The organism is Halobacterium sp. KA-6 (genome assembly GCF_021029015.1).
Classification (GTDB): domain Archaea; phylum Halobacteriota; class Halobacteria; order Halobacteriales; family Halobacteriaceae; genus Halobacterium.
In genome coordinates this window covers 1-15692 of the sequence record NZ_JAJJZH010000014.1, presented here as the reverse complement: position 1 = coordinate 15692, position 15692 = coordinate 1, and the positions used below count along the sequence as shown (strand labels likewise).

The window sequence follows — 15692 nt, the reverse complement described above, 5'->3', positions numbered from 1 at the left end:
CGTGCAGCGCTCCCGAGGGTGCTGTCCGGGCCACCAGTATCTATAAATCGCAGCGAGCGAATAGTACGGACATCGGTACTTCCGGAACGCCACACCGAATGGACCAGCTCGGAAGGTACCCGCTCAGGAGAACTATGTCCATCGAATCCGAAGCCATTCAACGAGCAAAGGACCGTATTGACGACGAATCGGTCGCGAGAGAGACGCCAATCGAGACGAGTCGAACGCTAGACGACGACACCGACGCCGAGGTGTTCCTCAAGATGGAGCACCTCCAACGAACGGGCTCGTTCAAGACCAGAGGGGCCTACAACAAGCTCGCTCGAATCGAAGATGGCGACGGACCGACCGTTGACCGGGCGGTTGCCGCCAGCGCCGGCAACCACGCCCAGGGCGTCGCGCTCGCCGCTGCGAAGACCGGGCTCGACGCCACCATCGTCATGCCGACGAACGCGCCACAGTCGAAAATCGATGCGACACGCGGCTACGGTGCCGACGTCGAACTCCACGGCCAAAATTTCCAGGCAGCGATGAGTCACGCCGAATCGCTGGTCGACGAGAACGCTATCTTCGTCCACGCGTACGACGACCCAGACATCATCGCCGGCCAGGGAACGCTCGGCCTAGAGATTCTTGATCAGGTTCCAGATGTCGACACGGTCGTCGTACCCATCGGCGGTGGCGGCCTCATCGGTGGTGTCTCGAAAGCTATCGCAAAACAAGGGCCATCCGTGCGCGTCGTCGGTGTTCAGGCCGAAGACGCGGCAACTGTCCCACAGAGCCTCCAGAAAGGTGCCCCCCAGACGATCGACTCGGTCCAGACGATTGCGGACGGAATCGCTACGGGCGGCATCTCGGAACTCACGTACGATCTTATTGACAAGCATGTCGACGAGGTAGTGACTGTTTCGGACACGGAGATCGCACATAGCATCCGCTACCTCCTTGAACGCACCAAACAGATGGTCGAAGGAGCGGGCGCCGCGACTGTCGCGGCACTCCTGAACGACTACGTCGACGTCACCGATGAGACGGTAGTACCAGTGCTAAGCGGGGGGAACCTCAGCGCGACGATGCTCCAGCGGACGCTCACACACGAACTCACCTACCGGCAGCAGCTCGTCCAGCTCCGGGTTCGGATTATCGACGAACCCGGCAAGATGGGTAATATTGCGAGCATCATCGCCGACGAGAACGCCAACATCCGGTCAGTCAACCACGAGCGCGCCGTCGACGAACTGAAAGTCGGGGAAGCGTACCTCGACATCCGGATCGAGACCAGCGGCGACCGACACACCCGCCGCATCATCCAAGCTATCGAAGATGTGGGCTACGAAGTCACCCGCCTCAACTGACGTGCGACGTGCCTCACGGACGAACCACAGATTTCGCGTCGCTACCTAGTGTGACGCAGCCGGGATTATCCCCACGACAAGCTATATACTGCTCCAGACGAGCATTCAAAGCGTGTCGACCAGAAAGCCACCTCTCCACGAGACGCATTTGCAGTCCGGTGCCGACTTCACCGACTTCGGCGGCTGGGACATGCCAGTCTCGTTCGACTCGATTCAAACCGAGCACGCGGCAGTCCGCGACTCGGCCGGCATCTTCGATGTTAGCCATATGGGTGAAGTCACGGTTGGCGGGCCGGACGCCACTGAACTAACGAACCGACTCACGACCAACGACGTAACCGAGCTCGACCCGGGCGACGCCCAGTACGCCTGTATCCTCTCCGAGGACGGAACGATCATCGACGACACCGTCGTCTACTTCCAGCCCGACGGCGAGGAGTACCTCTTCGTTCCAAACGCCGGGAACGACGAGGCGATGGCTGACCGCTGGACCGACCACGCGGCGACACACGACCTCGAGGCGACCGTCACGAACCGAACCGGAGAACTCGGGATGTTCGCCGTTCAGGGTCCGGATGCGGTCGAAGCCGTCCAGAAGGCCGCAGCTGACCCTCTCGAAGACGTGTCTCGGTTCAGCGCACGCGACACGACGATCAACGGCGCCGACTGTCTCGCCGCCCGAACCGGTTACACCGGCGAGGATGGCTTCGAGCTGATTTTCGACGCCGATGACTCCGAAGCCGTCTGGGACGCGTTCGACGACATGCAGGCCTGTGGGCTCGGAGCGCGTGACACGCTCCGGCTGGAGGCCGGGTTGTTACTCTCCGGGCAGGATTTCCACGTCGAGGACGAACCACGGACACCCTACGAGGCGCGGCTGGGGTTCGTGGTCGACGATTCGAAGTCATTCTTCGTCGGTCAGGCAGCGCTTCAGGATGTCGCCGATCCGGACGAGGTACTCATCGGCCTGGAACTGGACGAGCGCGCCGTCCCTCGTCACGGATATCCGATTCTGCACGATGGCGAACAGGTCGGGCATGTGACCAGCGGGACGATGAGCCCGACGCTCGAAGTCCCGATTGCCCTCGGTTACGTGGACGCCGCGTACGCCGACGAGGAGACCTCGCTGGCCGTCGAGGTACGCGACCGATCGGCGGCAGCGACGGTCGTCAGCCACCGGTTCCTTCAGGAGCACCGCGATTGAACGACAAGCGACTCACAACACCAACTAATGGCATTTGACGTACCCGACGGACTGTACTACACCGAATCGCACGAGTGGATTGACCCGGACGGCGACACAGCGAGAATCGGCATTACCGACTTCGCACAGGACGAACTCGGCGACATCGTCTTCGTAGAACTGCCAGCGGCCGACACCGAACTCGACGAAGGCGACGAACTAGCAGTCATCGAGAGCATCAAGGCCGTGTCCGACGTCTACACTCCAGTTGCGGGGGTTGTCGTGGCCGGCAACGAGGCGGTCGGGGACGAGCCCGAACTCGTCAACGACGACCCGTACGACGACGGCTGGCTCGTCGAACTGGAACTCGATGCGGACTTCGACACGGATTCGCTCCTGTCGGCCGCCGAGTATCGCGAACAAATCGAGTAGCTGCCCGGAGGACCAATAATGTCACAGCAAATTCAGAACACAGGAAGCGAGCGGCAGTCCAGAGGCAGTCCGTACGCACCGCACACGGCAGCCGATGTCAACGCGATGCTTGACGCCATCGGCGCTGAATCTGTCGATGACCTGTTCGACGTTCCGTCGTCGGTTCGGTTCGACGGCTCGTTCGGAATCGAGGCGTCGTCGGAGCAGGCGGTGGTTCGTGACGTCTCGGACACGCTTGCGCAGAACGAACAACTCACCGAGTTTCTCGGCCGGGGCCGGTACAATCACTACGTTCCTTCCGTCGTCGACGACCTTTCGTCACGCTCGGAGTTCCTGACGTCGTACACGCAGTACCAGCCCGAGGTTGCGCAGGGGTTCCTGCAAGCGCTCTTCGAGTACCAGTCGATGCTCGTCGAGCTCACGGGCCTCGAAGTGGCAAACTGTTCGATGTACGACGCAGCGACGGCGCTGGGTGAAGCGGCGCTGCTTGCCGACCGTGTCCGGGAGACGAGCGGTTCGGAGGTGCTGGTCTCGGATCTGGTTCGCGAGGAGCGGCTGTCGGTCCTCGAGAACTACCTCACCGGCAACGACATGACGGTTGCCACGTACCCGACCGAGGACGGCGTTACGGATCAGGACGCCCTCGCCGACCACGTCACGGAGGAGACGGTGATGGTGTACGCCGAGAATCCCACGGCTGTCGGCACTATTCAGGACGACCTCGCGGCAGTCGGCGATGTTGCCGACGAGCACGACGCGTTGTTCTGTCTGGGCTCGGACCCGGTCGCGCTCGCGATGCTCAAAGAGCCGGCCGCGGTCGGCGCAGACGTCGTCGTCGGAGATGCGAGTGTCCTGGGACTATCGCCGGCCTACGGCTTGGGTCTCGGACTGTTCGCGACTCGCGAGGACTATCTGCGACAGGTGCCGGGAAGACTCGTCGGCGCCAGTGAGGACGCCGACGACAGGCGCGCGTACACACTAACACTACAGACCCGGGAACAACACATCCGGAAGGAACGCGCGACGTCGAACATCTGCACGAATCAGGCGTGGGTCGCGTTGCGGACCGCGATTCACGTCGCCTGGCTCGGCACGACCGGACTGGTCGATCTGGCCGAGGAGTGCGTCGGGCTCCCGCGTGAACTGGCCGCCGACCTCGATGGAATCGAGGGAGTTACTGCCCCCGTTCACGACCGCCACCATTTCCGCGAGTTCCTGGTGGAAGTTCCCGGGGACGCCGAGCAGGTTGCCGCCGACCTCGAAGCCGACGGGTTTGCGGTACACGCCGTTGACCAGCACCGCATCCAGGTTTGTGTCACCGACACGAATCGCTCCGAGTGTCGCGAGTTCGTGGACGCCGTCGAGGGGGTGATCGCCTGATGCAGCGCTACGAACAGGCCGTCTGGAGCGAGACGGATGGTCCCCGATATGAGCCCCTGCTCGCGGAGAAGAACGAACGGACAGTCGACGTCCGGGAGCGGTCGTCGCTGCCCGACGACGTGACGCGAGACTCTCTGACACTTCCGGAGCCCTCGGAGCCCGAAATCGCGCGCCATTACACACGGCTCTCACAGATGAACTACGGCGTCGAAAGCGGACCGTTCCCGCTGGGGTCGTGTACGATGAAGTACAACCCCAAGTTCACAGAGGACATCGCCGCACTTCCCGACGCGGCTGTGCATCCGGACCGGTCAGCTGAGAGCACGCAGGGCACGCTCGCGGTGTACGCGAAGCTGCAGGACTACCTCGGGCGCATCGGTGGCATGGACGCCGTCACGCTCCAGCCGCCCGCGGGCGCTGCCGGCGAGTTCACGGGCATCCTCATCGCCCGGGCGTACCACGAGCACAACGACGAGGGAGACCGTAGTGAAGTGATTGTGCCCGCGAGCGCTCACGGAACGAACTTCGCGAGCGCGGTAATGGCAGGCTACGACGTGGTCGAACTCCCGCCCGGCGACGATGGACGGGTTGATATCGACACTCTGGAGGCAGCCGTCAGTGAGGACACGGCGGCGCTGATGCTCACGAACCCGAACACGCTCGGGCTCTTCGAGCGCGACATCGAGGAAATCGCGGACATAGTCCACGATGCCGGCGGTCTGCTGTACTACGACGGCGCGAACCTCAACGCGCTGCTCGGGCAGGCTCGGCCTGGCGACATGGGCTTCGACATCATGCACTTCAACCTGCATAAGACGTTCGCGACGCCCCACGGCGGCGGCGGCCCCGGTGCGGGACCGATCGGCGTCACCGGGGAGTTAGCCGATTTCCTCCCCGCACCGCAGGTGCGGGACGACGGCGACGAGTACGAGCTGTATGAGCCGGAACACTCCGTTGGTAAGGTCCACGGCGCGATGGGGAACTGGCTCGTCTTGTTGAAAGCCTACGCCTACATTGAACGGCTCGGCGACGATGGGCTAGCAGACACGAGCGCAAAGGCGGTGCTGAACGCGAACTACCTCGCCGAACAGGTTGACCTAGACGTCCCGTTCGGTCCGTTCCACCACGAGTTCGTCGCGAGCGCGGGCGGCCAGGACGCCGCCGACTTCGCGAAGCGCATGCTCGACTACGGCGTCCATCCGCCGACGACGAAGTGGCCGGAGATCGTCTCCGAAGCCCTCATGACGGAACCGACGGAGCTGGAGAGCAAGGATACCCTCGACCAGCTTGCGGGCGCGTTCAACGCGGTGGCCGCCGAGGACGAGCAGTCACTGTCGAACGCGCCTTCGTCGACGGCGGCCGGCCGCATCGACCAGACGAGTGCGGCCCGGAATCCGCGGTTGTCCTGGCACGACTTCGAGTGACGCGGCAGACAGGGCGACCGGCAGCGGTCGTGCCAGTGCTCGAGGCAGCCCTCCAGTAGCACCGCGGCTATTCTGGTTAGCGACGGCGTGACGGGGAAGAATTAACACGCGGCGGCCGAGAGTGTTTCGGGAGGGTAGCACATCCATGCTAGAGACAGATGTACTCGTCATCGGTGGTGGTCCCGCGGGCTACGTCGCGGCTATCCGCGCGGGACAGCTCGACAAGACGGTCACGCTCGTCGACCGGAGCGGCGTCGGCGGGACGTGTCTGAATCACGGCTGCATTCCTTCGAAGGCGCTCATCGACGCGGCCGACGACGTTCACGCGGTTCGGAACGGAGAGGACCGCGGCATCGAGGCGGACGTCGAGGTAGACTTCGAGGGTCTTGTGGGCTGGAAGGACCGTGTCGTACGCCGACTCACGAAGGGAGTTGAGAAGCTCTGCAAGGCCAACGGCGTGACGCTCCGCGAGGGGACGGCCCGGTTGGTCGGTGACCACCGCGCGGAAATCAGAACGGGCGGGAACGGTGACGCGGAAACGGTCGCGTTCGACCACGCGGTCGTCGCCACTGGCAGCAGCCCGATCGAACTCCCCGGGTTCTCTTTCGACGACGACCCGGTGCTGGACGCGAAGGCGGCACTGGACCTCGATACACTTCCCGACGAACTGGTGGTTGTCGGCGCTGGTTACATCGGGATGGAGCTGTCGACGATGTTTGCCAAGCTCGGGACGGACGTAACCGTCGTCGAGATGCTGGACGCGCCGCTGCCGCGGTATACGGACGCTTTGACCCGGCCGGTGGCGAAGCGAGCGGAGGAGGTCGGGCTGTCGTTCCGGTTCGGTCGCGTCGCAGCTAACTGGGAGCAGGTCGACGACGGACAGATACGAATCACGACTGAGCCAGCCGAAGACGGAACGGACGAGGACGCGGTCGAATCGTTCACAGCCGACAAGGTACTAGTAGCAGTCGGTCGTGAGCCGGTCACCGATACGGCCGGCCTCGACACGCTCGGTGTCGAGTGCGACGAGAACGGGTTCGTCGAGACGGACGAATTCGGGCGGACGAACGTCGACCATGTCTTCGCCGTCGGTGACGTGGCGGGCGAACCAATGCTCGCGCACGAAGGCACCGCCGCGGGTGTCGTCGCGGCCGAGACGATTGCAGGCGCGGAACCCAATCCGGTTGGTGCAGTTCCGAGCGTCGTGTTCACCGACCCCGAGATCGGGGCTGTTGGGCTGACCGAAACCGAGGCACGCGAACGGGGATACGAACCGACGACAGGTGAGTTCCCGTTCCGCGCGAGCGGCCGTGCGCTGGCCGCCGACGAACGAGCGGGTTCGGTGAAACTTGTCGCGGATGCCACGTCCGGAACGATTCTCGGCGGGCAGATCGTCGGACCGGAGGCATCCGAGTTGACCGCCGAAATCGGCCTGGCGGTCGAACAGGAACTCACGCTCTCGGACGTCGCGTCGACCGTCCACGCGCATCCCACACTCTCCGAAGCGATTATGGAAGCGGCTGAATCCGCACTCGGCCACCCAATTCACACGTTCGACCGATAACTGTCGTCATCCAGCCACTGCAGCGACGACATAGTGCGTGCCGAGGCCGCGATACAGCGACACGGCCCTCCGGTGGGCCAGGGCACTACCACGCCTCGTAGTTACGTGGTCTCGTCCCGGAACGGCAGAATGGAGCGTGTTGTTCCGCGGGGGTGGTGCCGTTACCGGCTGGCGATGGCTTCGATCTCGAGGCCGACGCCTTTCGGAAGTTCGTCGACGCCGACGGCGCTACGGGCCGGCGGTTCCGCATCGAAGTAGCCACTGTACACCGTGTTCATCTCCTCGAAGTCGTCGATATCGTCGAGGAAGACGTTGACTTTGAGGACGTCGCCCATCGTCAGTCCGGCTTCAGCGAGCACCGCCTCCACGTTGTCGAGCGCTCGTTCGGTCTGTTCGGCGATTGTCGCGTCGTCGAGTAGTTCCCCGTCGGGTGTCGCGGGGAGCTGTCCGGCGGTGAAGACGAGGTCGTCGGTAGCGGTCGCCTGACTGTACGCGCCGACGGCTGCTGGCGCTTCGGCTGTCTCTATGGTTCGCACCATACCACAATCACGCCACCACGCCGACTTAAAATGTGGTGCAGCCAGACTGCTCCCCGGTGTGGCTCGCTTTCCCAAGGATTTTTACGCCAACAGAGGAAACAGCCACATATGTTACCGGAGGGTAACCTATCGGCAACGGACCCGGAGGTTCACGCTGCGATTGACGGAGAAGAGCAACGCCAGGAACAGAACCTGGAGATGATCGCGTCGGAGAACCACGTCTCGGAAGCCGTCCTCGAAGCGCAGGGCTCGGTACTGACCAACAAATATGCCGAGGGCTACCCAGGAGCACGGTACTACGGCGGCTGCGAACACGTCGATACCGTCGAGCAACTGGCAATCGACCGGGCGAAGGAACTCTTCGGCGCCGAGCACGCGAACGTCCAGCCACACAGCGGAACGCAGGCCAACATGGCGGTCTACTTCGCGATGCTGGACCCCGGCGACAAAATCCTCTCACTCGACCTCACGCACGGCGGACACCTCTCCCACGGACATCACGTCAACTTCTCCGGCCAGTACTACGAAGTCGAACAATACGGCGTCGACCCGGAGACCGGGTACATCAACTACGACGACCTCGCTGCGCACGCCGAGGAATTCGACCCCGATCTCATCGTCAGCGGGTCGTCGGCGTACCCCCGGGAGTTCGACTACGAGCGCATCGGCGAAGTCGCAGACGCTGTCGACGCGTACCACATGGCGGACATCGCTCACGTCACGGGGCTCATCGCTGGTGGTGTCCACACAAATCCGGTTGGCGACGCTGACTTCGTGACGGCGAGCACGCACAAGACGATTCGCGCTGGACGCGGGGGGATGATCCTCACGACGGAGGAGCACGCCGAGGCGATCGACAAGGCGATTTTCCCCGGTGCGCAGGGTGGTCCATTAATGCATAACATCGCCGGAAAGGCCGCTGGATTCGGGGAGGCACTCACCGACGAGTTCGACGAGTACGCCAAACAGGTCGTCGCAAACGCGAAGGCCCTCGGCGAGGTGTTCACCGATCGAGGAATGTCGCTCGTCAGCGATGGCACCGACAAGCACCTCCTCCTCGTCGACCTGCGCGAATCTCACCCTGACATCACCGGGAAGGACGCCGAGGAACGACTCGAGAGCGTCGGCATCACGGTCAACAAGAACACAGTTCCGGGCGAATCACGGTCGCCGTTCGTCACTAGCGGTATCCGCGTCGGGACGCCTGCGCTGACCACGCGGGGATTTACCGAGTCGGAGATGGAGACGGTCGGCCACCACATCGTCGACCTCCTGGACAATCCGGACGACGACGAGCTGGCGGAGGACGTCTCGGCGGATGTAGACGAGCTCTGTGCCGAGTACCCGATTTATGAGTGACCGGCAGCGAACCTTCGAACACCATGAGTCAAGCACGTAAACCGGACTGGCTGAAGATGCGGCCGCCGTCCGGCGAGCGGTTCACGGACATCAAGCAGTCACTCCGGGAGCGGAATCTGCATACGGTCTGTGAGGAAGCAAACTGCCCGAATATGGGCGAGTGCTGGAGCGGCCGCAACGGCCCGGGCACCGCGACGTTCATGCTGATGGGCGACCGGTGCTCGCGGGGCTGCAACTTCTGCGACGTCGAGACCGGCGGGATGGAGTCACTGGACCCCGACGAGCCCGCCAACGTCGCAGACGCCGTCGCCGACATCGGACTAGATTACGTCGTCCTCACGTCCGTGGACCGCGACGACCTCGACGACCAAGGCGCGAGCCACTTCGCGCAGACAATCCGGGAGATCAAGGACCGCGACCCCTCGATTCGCGTCGAGTCCTTGATTCCCGATTTCCAAGGAGATCCTGGCCTTGTCCGGGAGATTATCGATGCGGGGCCGGACGTCATCGCGCACAACGTCGAGACCGTCGAACGCCGCCAGTTCCCGGTGCGTGACCGCCGCGCGGGCTACGAGCAGTCCCTCGCGGTGCTCGACCAGGTGAACCGCGAGTCCGACATCTACACGAAGACGAGCCTGATGCTGGGCGTCGGCGAGTACGACCACGAGGTCTACCAGGCGCTGGGCGACCTCCGCGAGGTCGGCGTGGACGTAGTGACGCTCGGCCAGTACCTCCAGCCGTCGCGCTCGCATCTGGACGTCACGGAGTACGTCCACCCCCAGAAATTCGAGACATGGCGCCGCGTCGCCGAGGAGGAACTCGACTTCCTCTACTGCGCCTCCGGCCCGATGGTTCGGTCCTCCTACAAAGCCGGCGAACTGTTTGTCGACGCCGTACTCGACGGCCAAGCTGTCGAGCAGGCACGCGAGCGCGCACGGACCGAGTCATGACCACGCAGGGGGACCGAACGAAAGAGCAGTTACCTGGTGTCACGGGATGGAAGCTTGAAATTATGGCTCTTATGGGCTCCAAGTTTCAACATCGGTGCATCGGCCTGTTTCCGTCGTTTGTGGTGAGTTGTTAGGTAGCCCCCCGCCACGGACCGGCTTGCCGGTACTTGACACCAGAAGCGCCCTCGCGGCTCCTCCCGTTACTGCTGAAGCGGGTCTTCACCGGGTAGCGGACAGTATCCAGGAGATAACGACGTTGGACTGTCGCCGCGGCCGTCTATCGTCACCGATAATTATATATGTTATTTCATGCATTAGGTGGATGCTATGGTATGGCACGACTTGGTGGCGATAGCACCAGCGTATATGGACATCGCCAACAGTCGATGGCTATGGCTGTCGACGGTGCCGGTAGTGATGATTGTCCTGTTACAAGCCGCGATCTTCCTCCGTCGCGCGTGGAGGGACGGGAAAGAGATGGGGTTGACGGAGGAGAAGCTGAAAACGGGATTCAAGACCGGCATAATCTCGGCTATCGGTCCGTCAATCGCGGTGTTAGCCGGAATGCTGGCGTTGATTGCGACCGTCGGTGGCCCCGTAGCCTGGATGCGTCTCACGGTGATTGGCTCGATCGCGTTTGAGCTCCCGGCTGCCGAATTAGGCCTCAGCCAGTTCGGATACAGCCTGGGGGACGAGGGTATCTCAGAGACGGCGTATGCAGCGGCAGTCTGGGCGATGACACTCGGTGGGACGGGTTGGTTGCTCGTCTCGGCGTTCGGCACCCGACACATGGAGACCGTCAGGTCGAAAATTAGCAACGGCAACGAGAAACTCATCCCGGTTATCAGTGCCGCAGCGATGCTCGGAGCGTTCGCGTACTTCCTGAGCGGGGAAGTTGCGGCCGGAACGCCGGAGACTGGTGCCGCCGCCGTCGGTGGTCTCGCCATGCTCGCGCTGTTGCACGTCGCCGACAGTCGAGACATCCAGTGGGTCAGAGAGTGGTCACTCGGTGCGGCGATGTTCGTCGGACTGCTAGCTGGTGTGGCAGTCCAAGTAACTGTGGGGAGTTGGTGGTAAAATGGCTAAACCTCAGGGAAAACAGGTCAGCGAGTCTAAGGCGGCAGACAATCGTGACGTGTACCAGGACAGCTTCGTTCCATACGTCAACAAGTGGGGGCGGAGAACGAACCTGCTCGCGGTTGTACTCTCACTGGGGCCAGCAGTAGCGTTGCTGGGCATCTTCGAGATTTTGCCGCCGACTGCGGCAATCGTCGGAGCGTTCGCCTCGGTTGCGGTCACGTTCGGCTGGGCCTGGTTCATCGAGCCGCTGTCGTACTACCCCGTACTAGGTATCCCCGGGACGTACATGGCGTTCCTATCGGGGAACATCTCAAACCTGCGCTTACCCTGTGCCGCAGCAGCACAGGAGGCGGCAGACGTCGAGACAGGGACACCGCAAGCGAGTATCATCTCGACCGTGGCGATAGCTGCTTCCATCTTCGTCAACACAGTGATGCTGGGTATCGGAGCGGTTGCGCTCGTGTCCGTGTTCCAGGCACTCCCCGAATTGTGGCGAAACGCGCTCGAATCGTACCTCGTCCCGGCAGTCTTTGGTGCCATCTTCGCCCAGTTCGGGCGGGACTACCCGTCGGTCGCAGCCATCGGGTTCACGATCGCCCTGGTCATGACCGGGCTACTGGAACTCGGCTATCTAGCCTTCCTCCCGAGCTATCCCCTGTACGCGGTGATCATCGTCTCCGTGTTCGGTACGACGCTCATCGCTCGCTGGATGTGGCACCATGATATGCTATCACCGCCAAATGAGGGCGGCGAATAACGAATCTATTAGAACCACGAACGAGAACACAACAACACATAAATGCCAACACAAACCCACCTACCGACAAAGCAAGAGCTGGTTGGGCTCCGACGTGAATTCCACGCATTCCCGGAACCCGGATGGCGCGAGTACTGGACCACGGTCAGAATCGTCGAAGAACTCGAGCGTCTGGGTGTCGACCAAATTCACGTCGGTGACGAGGCGCTCGACTCCGACAAACGATTGGGAGTTCCGGACGAACAGGAACTATCCGCGTGGTACGAGCGAGCGGCGGCTCGGACGGACCGAACCGACATCCTCGAACAGATTGCGGGCGGACACACTGGGGCTGTCGCAGTCGTCGAACGCGGTGACGGCCCAACTGTCGGGCTTCGCGTCGACATCGACGCGCTCCCGATTCCCGAATCGTCCGACAAGGGCCATAAGCCGGCCACCGAAGGATTCCGTTCGGGGAACGAGGGATACATGCACGCCTGTGGCCATGATGCACACGTTACACTCGGGCTGGGGACCCTCCAGGCCGTTATTGAGAGCGACTTCAGTGGAACCTTCAAGGTCTTCTTCCAGCCATCCGAGGAACTCCTTGGGGGCGGCAAAGCGATGGCCAGCGGACCGCACATCGACGATGTCGACTACCTGATTGGTGCACACGTCGGGCTTGACCATCCGACCGGAACCGTGGTCGGGGGCCTCGACGAAGCGCTCGCGTTCGCACGCTTCGACGTCACTTTTACGGGCGAATCCGCGCACGCTGGATTGGCACCCAACCAGGGCCGGAATGCAGTCCATGCTCTCGTGGATGCGACGAGCAACATCTATGGCATTCCCCGTCATCGGGAGGGCGCCACGCGAGTGAACGTCGGCGAACTCAGGTCCGACAACGCCGCCAACGTCGTTGCCAGTGAAGCGACTGCGACAGTTGAAGTGCGTGGGGAGTCCGACGAGTTGATGGAGTACATGCGGGATTCGGTTCATCGACACGTCGATGCAGCAGCGGCCGCCCACGACTGTGAGGCTGACATCTCACTCATCGGGGAATCGCTCCGCGAGGACAGCGACGAAGCACTGGTCGATCTCGTCGCTGAAACGGCGAAGGACGTCGACGGGGTGTCGTCAGTGCGCCGGCGTGATCGACTAGGGGCCAGCGAGGACGCGACCTTCCTGATGCGTGCCGTCAAGGAGAACGGCGGGAAAGCCACGTACATCGGTATTGGGGGGAGTAATCCCACTGGACATCACACTCCGACGTTCGATATCGACGAAGACTGCCTGCCGATCGGAGTTACCTTGCTCTCGAACGCCACCCTCGACCTCCTATCATAAAATAAGGTGATTCTATGCGAAGGTGAACGATTTGAACCAGTCGTTGGCTGTGCCTGCTGCGGTATTGCTGAAACGATTTGAGAACGAAAAGGATTGATAATTTATCACTCGGAAGGTGCATTTGATAGCATTCCGTTCATGACTGTTCAGAGGACCCTACTATGAGCCAATCTCCACTAGGACCCCAGTAGACTACCTAATGAGAGTCTAAGCTGATGGGGGAAGTCTCGGTGGAAGACTAATTCAGAAGCATTTTCGCGATAACCCTGTAATCATACTGTAACCGTGGCTATGGAGATATTCGTCGTTCTGCTGGCTGGTATCGGGGCAGGTATCGTCACCGGCTTGATTGGAGCGTCCGCAGTAGTAATCGTAACACCCGTGCTCGTCACCGTCCTCGGGTACGACCCGTATACGGCAATCGGAATCAGTCTCGCGACGGACGTGTTCGCGTCGTCTGTCTCCGCAGCGACGTACTGGCGGAACGGTAATATTCGACTGCGAAGCGGCCTTGGTATCGCTATTACGGCAGTTCTCGCAGCGGTCGTCGGTAGCTGGCTCTCCGGTGACGTAAATCCGGCAGCACTGGGCGGATTGTCCGGCCTTGTAATTCTACTCATGGGTATTTCGTTCACGCGAAAGTCCCTCGATCAACGACTCGCGGCATTCAGACAGAACGCTAACCTTTCGGTCGTTCAGCAGCACAAAACCGTAGCTTCGGTGATTGCTGGGGCCTTTATTGGGACGATGACCGGCATCTTCGGTGCAGGTGGCGGCGTCATGATTCTCATCATCCTCACGTTCGTTCTTGAGTACGAGGTCCATACTGCCGTTGGAACGTCCGTTCTGATCATGATATTTACAGCACTATCTGGTGGGATGAGCCACTTCATCGTCGAATCATCCGTCCCGTTCGTAACGCTGGGGGTCAGTGGTCTCGGCGGAATCGTCGGCGCATTTCTCGCAGCTCGGTACGCGAACCTAGTATCCCGGAGACGGCTTTCGAGAGTTATCGGCCTCACATTCATCGGACTCGGAGGCTTCGTCATCATCCAGCAACTCTCAATTTGACCGCTCAAGCTGGGAATACCGAATAGAAGAAGGGAAGACTACAACCACGCTTCGACTGTCTCTGAACCGAGGCTAATGCGGTTTGCTGTCGATTTCCTCGAGAGTCTCAGTAGTAACATCACCTTTGACATCCTCTTCCGGCTGAAGGCGGAGGAATCCCGAGCGGTGGGAGTTTTAGGTTTGCAACCGTGGATGCCGCCACTTCACGGAAGTCCACGTCTAACCCAGTCGTCGTGGTCGGTGGCTGGGTAGCCGTGCCAAGCGGCTGGTACTCCTATCCTCGGCGTCGGTGACTCCCAGCTGTTGTTTTTGCCAGCAGGGAGTCGCCGACACGTCGCCGGACTCGGAGGTATCTTGAATCTTGTTCGACCGACGGGCACAAGACGAGTCCTTCGAGGATTCGCGTTCACCGCATCGGTGTTTCGGATACTGTCTTATTGGGTGGCGGGCTGGCCGCCTCCGACGGTCGTTCGGAATCCGCTCCGTTCCGACCTGACCTTACCGCAATGTAGGGGTTCTTGGCACTTCGACGTATGGACTGGAAACTCGGCTCTGCAATTTGTCGGTGGAAAGTGTCACTAAGTGACAGCGCGTATCCACGGCCTGAACGCCGTGGTATTGCACCTGTTCCGCATATAATGCCGCGCGGAATATTGGGTGGCGGCTGCTCCAGCACTGGCTCAAGTCTGGGGCTGGACGCGCCAACTGTCAGGTGGCGCTGAAGTCAGGGACGCTGAACGCAAACGGTGAGTTTTCACCGACCACAAGTGGTGATTCGACCGGGAGTCCACTAACAAGCCCACGACTTCAGTCGTGGGTTCCTGACGGATTGCTCAGGTGGTTACGCGATTGCGGTTACCGTCGATTCGTCTGCGTCTTGAAGTGTCTCGAGGAACTCCTCGGCGTCGAGGGCAGCCATGCTCCCGGTGCCTGCAGACGTGATTGCCTGTCGGTAGCGGGGGTCAGCAACGTCGCCAGCAGCGAACACCCCATCGACGGCCGTCTGGGCTCTGGGCCGCCCAGCGTCGTCGGTCTCCGTGAAGATGTAGCCGTCCTCGTCCCGTTCGACGCCGGTACCGTCGAGGAACTGCGTGTTCGGCGTGTGACCAACGGCATAGAACACACCGCCGACGTCGACCGTCTCCCGCTCGACGTCGACACCGGACTCGCCTTTCTCTCTGGGATGGGAGACGAGCGTGGCGCCGGTAACGCCGTCCGCTTGGGAGCCGTGGATGGCTTCGAGTTCTGTGTTCCAGCGGAACTGGACGTCCT

14 protein-coding genes are annotated in these 15692 nt (G+C 61.8%); 12 read left to right on the top strand and 2 right to left on the bottom strand.

The window, feature by feature from the left end; translation table 11 throughout:
- Window positions 1–134 precede the first annotated feature (134 nt).
- The 6 genes from ilvA (at window position 135) to lpdA (ending at window position 7338) form a co-directional block, all read left to right on the top strand.
- A complete protein-coding gene (gene ilvA, locus LPA46_RS17390; protein ID WP_230893613.1) occupies window positions 135–1355 on the top strand; it encodes a threonine ammonia-lyase in 1221 nt (406 codons plus the stop codon).
- A 112-nt stretch (window positions 1356–1467) separates the two neighbouring features.
- Window positions 1468–2559: a glycine cleavage system aminomethyltransferase GcvT gene (gcvT, locus tag LPA46_RS17385; protein ID WP_230893612.1), complete on the top strand. Its 1092-nt coding sequence runs from the start codon at window positions 1468–1470 to the stop codon at window positions 2557–2559.
- Between the two features lie 27 nt (window positions 2560–2586).
- Window positions 2587–2970, top strand: a complete 384-nt coding sequence (gcvH, locus tag LPA46_RS17380) for a glycine cleavage system protein GcvH (protein WP_230893611.1) — start codon at window positions 2587–2589, stop codon at window positions 2968–2970.
- Between the two features lie 18 nt (window positions 2971–2988).
- Window positions 2989–4350 (top strand): aminomethyl-transferring glycine dehydrogenase subunit GcvPA, encoded by a 1362-nt coding sequence (gene gcvPA, locus LPA46_RS17375; protein ID WP_230893610.1) that lies wholly within the window; start codon window positions 2989–2991, stop codon window positions 4348–4350.
- Window positions 4350–5774, top strand: coding sequence for an aminomethyl-transferring glycine dehydrogenase subunit GcvPB (gene gcvPB / locus LPA46_RS17370; protein ID WP_230893609.1), 1425 nt, complete (start codon window positions 4350–4352; stop codon window positions 5772–5774). Before gcvPA ends, gcvPB begins: the two co-directional genes overlap by 1 nt.
- Window positions 5775–5919: 145 nt before the next feature.
- The gene (gene lpdA, locus LPA46_RS17365) at window positions 5920–7338 is read left to right on the top strand and encodes a dihydrolipoyl dehydrogenase (RefSeq protein WP_230893608.1); all 1419 of its coding nucleotides are present in this window, start codon (window positions 5920–5922) and stop codon (window positions 7336–7338) included.
- Window positions 7339–7499: 161 nt separating this feature from the next.
- Here the strand turns inward: lpdA and LPA46_RS17360 are convergent, their stop codons facing one another.
- On the bottom strand, window positions 7500–7877 hold the full coding sequence (locus LPA46_RS17360; RefSeq protein ID WP_230893607.1) for a Rid family detoxifying hydrolase: 378 nt from the start codon (window positions 7875–7877) through the stop codon (window positions 7500–7502).
- A 108-nt stretch (window positions 7878–7985) separates the two neighbouring features.
- Between LPA46_RS17360 and glyA the strand changes: the two genes are divergently transcribed.
- From glyA to LPA46_RS17330, 6 genes are all read left to right on the top strand, one after another.
- Window positions 7986–9236, top strand: coding sequence for a serine hydroxymethyltransferase (gene glyA / locus LPA46_RS17355; protein ID WP_230893606.1), 1251 nt, complete (start codon window positions 7986–7988; stop codon window positions 9234–9236).
- A gap of 23 nt (window positions 9237–9259) precedes the next feature.
- Window positions 9260–10186: a lipoyl synthase gene (lipA, locus tag LPA46_RS17350; protein WP_230893605.1), complete on the top strand. Its 927-nt coding sequence runs from the start codon at window positions 9260–9262 to the stop codon at window positions 10184–10186.
- Between the two features lie 366 nt (window positions 10187–10552).
- Complete coding sequence (locus LPA46_RS17345; protein WP_230893604.1) at window positions 10553–11263, top strand: DUF5058 family protein; 711 nt, start codon at window positions 10553–10555, stop codon at window positions 11261–11263.
- Window position 11264: 1 nt separating this feature from the next.
- Window positions 11265–12023: a hypothetical protein gene (locus LPA46_RS17340; RefSeq protein ID WP_230893603.1), complete on the top strand. Its 759-nt coding sequence runs from the start codon at window positions 11265–11267 to the stop codon at window positions 12021–12023.
- Window positions 12024–12065: 42 nt separating this feature from the next.
- Entirely contained in the window at window positions 12066–13349 is a 1284-nt protein-coding gene (locus LPA46_RS17335) for an amidohydrolase (RefSeq protein ID WP_230893602.1), read from the top strand.
- Window positions 13350–13640: 291 nt separating this feature from the next.
- On the top strand, window positions 13641–14420 hold the full coding sequence (locus LPA46_RS17330) for a sulfite exporter TauE/SafE family protein (RefSeq protein WP_230893634.1): 780 nt from the start codon (window positions 13641–13643) through the stop codon (window positions 14418–14420).
- Between the two features lie 841 nt (window positions 14421–15261).
- Here the strand turns inward: LPA46_RS17330 and LPA46_RS17325 are convergent.
- The coding region (locus LPA46_RS17325; protein WP_230893601.1) for an NAD(P)/FAD-dependent oxidoreductase at window positions 15262–15692 on the bottom strand (431 nt) is incomplete at its 5' end.

Bases quoted from the DNA above. Each gene is read 5' to 3' on its own strand.
- ilvA (WP_230893613.1), top strand. From the start codon at position 135: ATGTCCATCGAATCCGAAGCCATTCAACGAGCAAAGGACCGTATTGAC.
- gcvH (WP_230893611.1), top strand. From the start codon at position 2,587: ATGGCATTTGACGTACCCGACGGACTGTACTACACCGAATCGCACGAG.
- gcvPA (WP_230893610.1), top strand. From the start codon at position 2,989: ATGTCACAGCAAATTCAGAACACAGGAAGCGAGCGGCAGTCCAGAGGC.
- gcvPB (WP_230893609.1), top strand. From the start codon at position 4,350: ATGCAGCGCTACGAACAGGCCGTCTGGAGCGAGACGGATGGTCCCCGA.
- lpdA (WP_230893608.1), top strand. From the start codon at position 5,920: ATGCTAGAGACAGATGTACTCGTCATCGGTGGTGGTCCCGCGGGCTAC.
- LPA46_RS17360 (WP_230893607.1), bottom strand. From the start codon at position 7,877: ATGGTGCGAACCATAGAGACAGCCGAAGCGCCAGCAGCCGTCGGCGCG.
- glyA (WP_230893606.1), top strand. From the start codon at position 7,986: ATGTTACCGGAGGGTAACCTATCGGCAACGGACCCGGAGGTTCACGCT.
- lipA (WP_230893605.1), top strand. From the start codon at position 9,260: ATGAGTCAAGCACGTAAACCGGACTGGCTGAAGATGCGGCCGCCGTCC.
- LPA46_RS17345 (WP_230893604.1), top strand. From the start codon at position 10,553: ATGGACATCGCCAACAGTCGATGGCTATGGCTGTCGACGGTGCCGGTA.
- LPA46_RS17340 (WP_230893603.1), top strand. From the start codon at position 11,265: ATGGCTAAACCTCAGGGAAAACAGGTCAGCGAGTCTAAGGCGGCAGAC.
- LPA46_RS17335 (WP_230893602.1), top strand. From the start codon at position 12,066: ATGCCAACACAAACCCACCTACCGACAAAGCAAGAGCTGGTTGGGCTC.
- LPA46_RS17330 (WP_230893634.1), top strand. From the start codon at position 13,641: ATGGAGATATTCGTCGTTCTGCTGGCTGGTATCGGGGCAGGTATCGTC.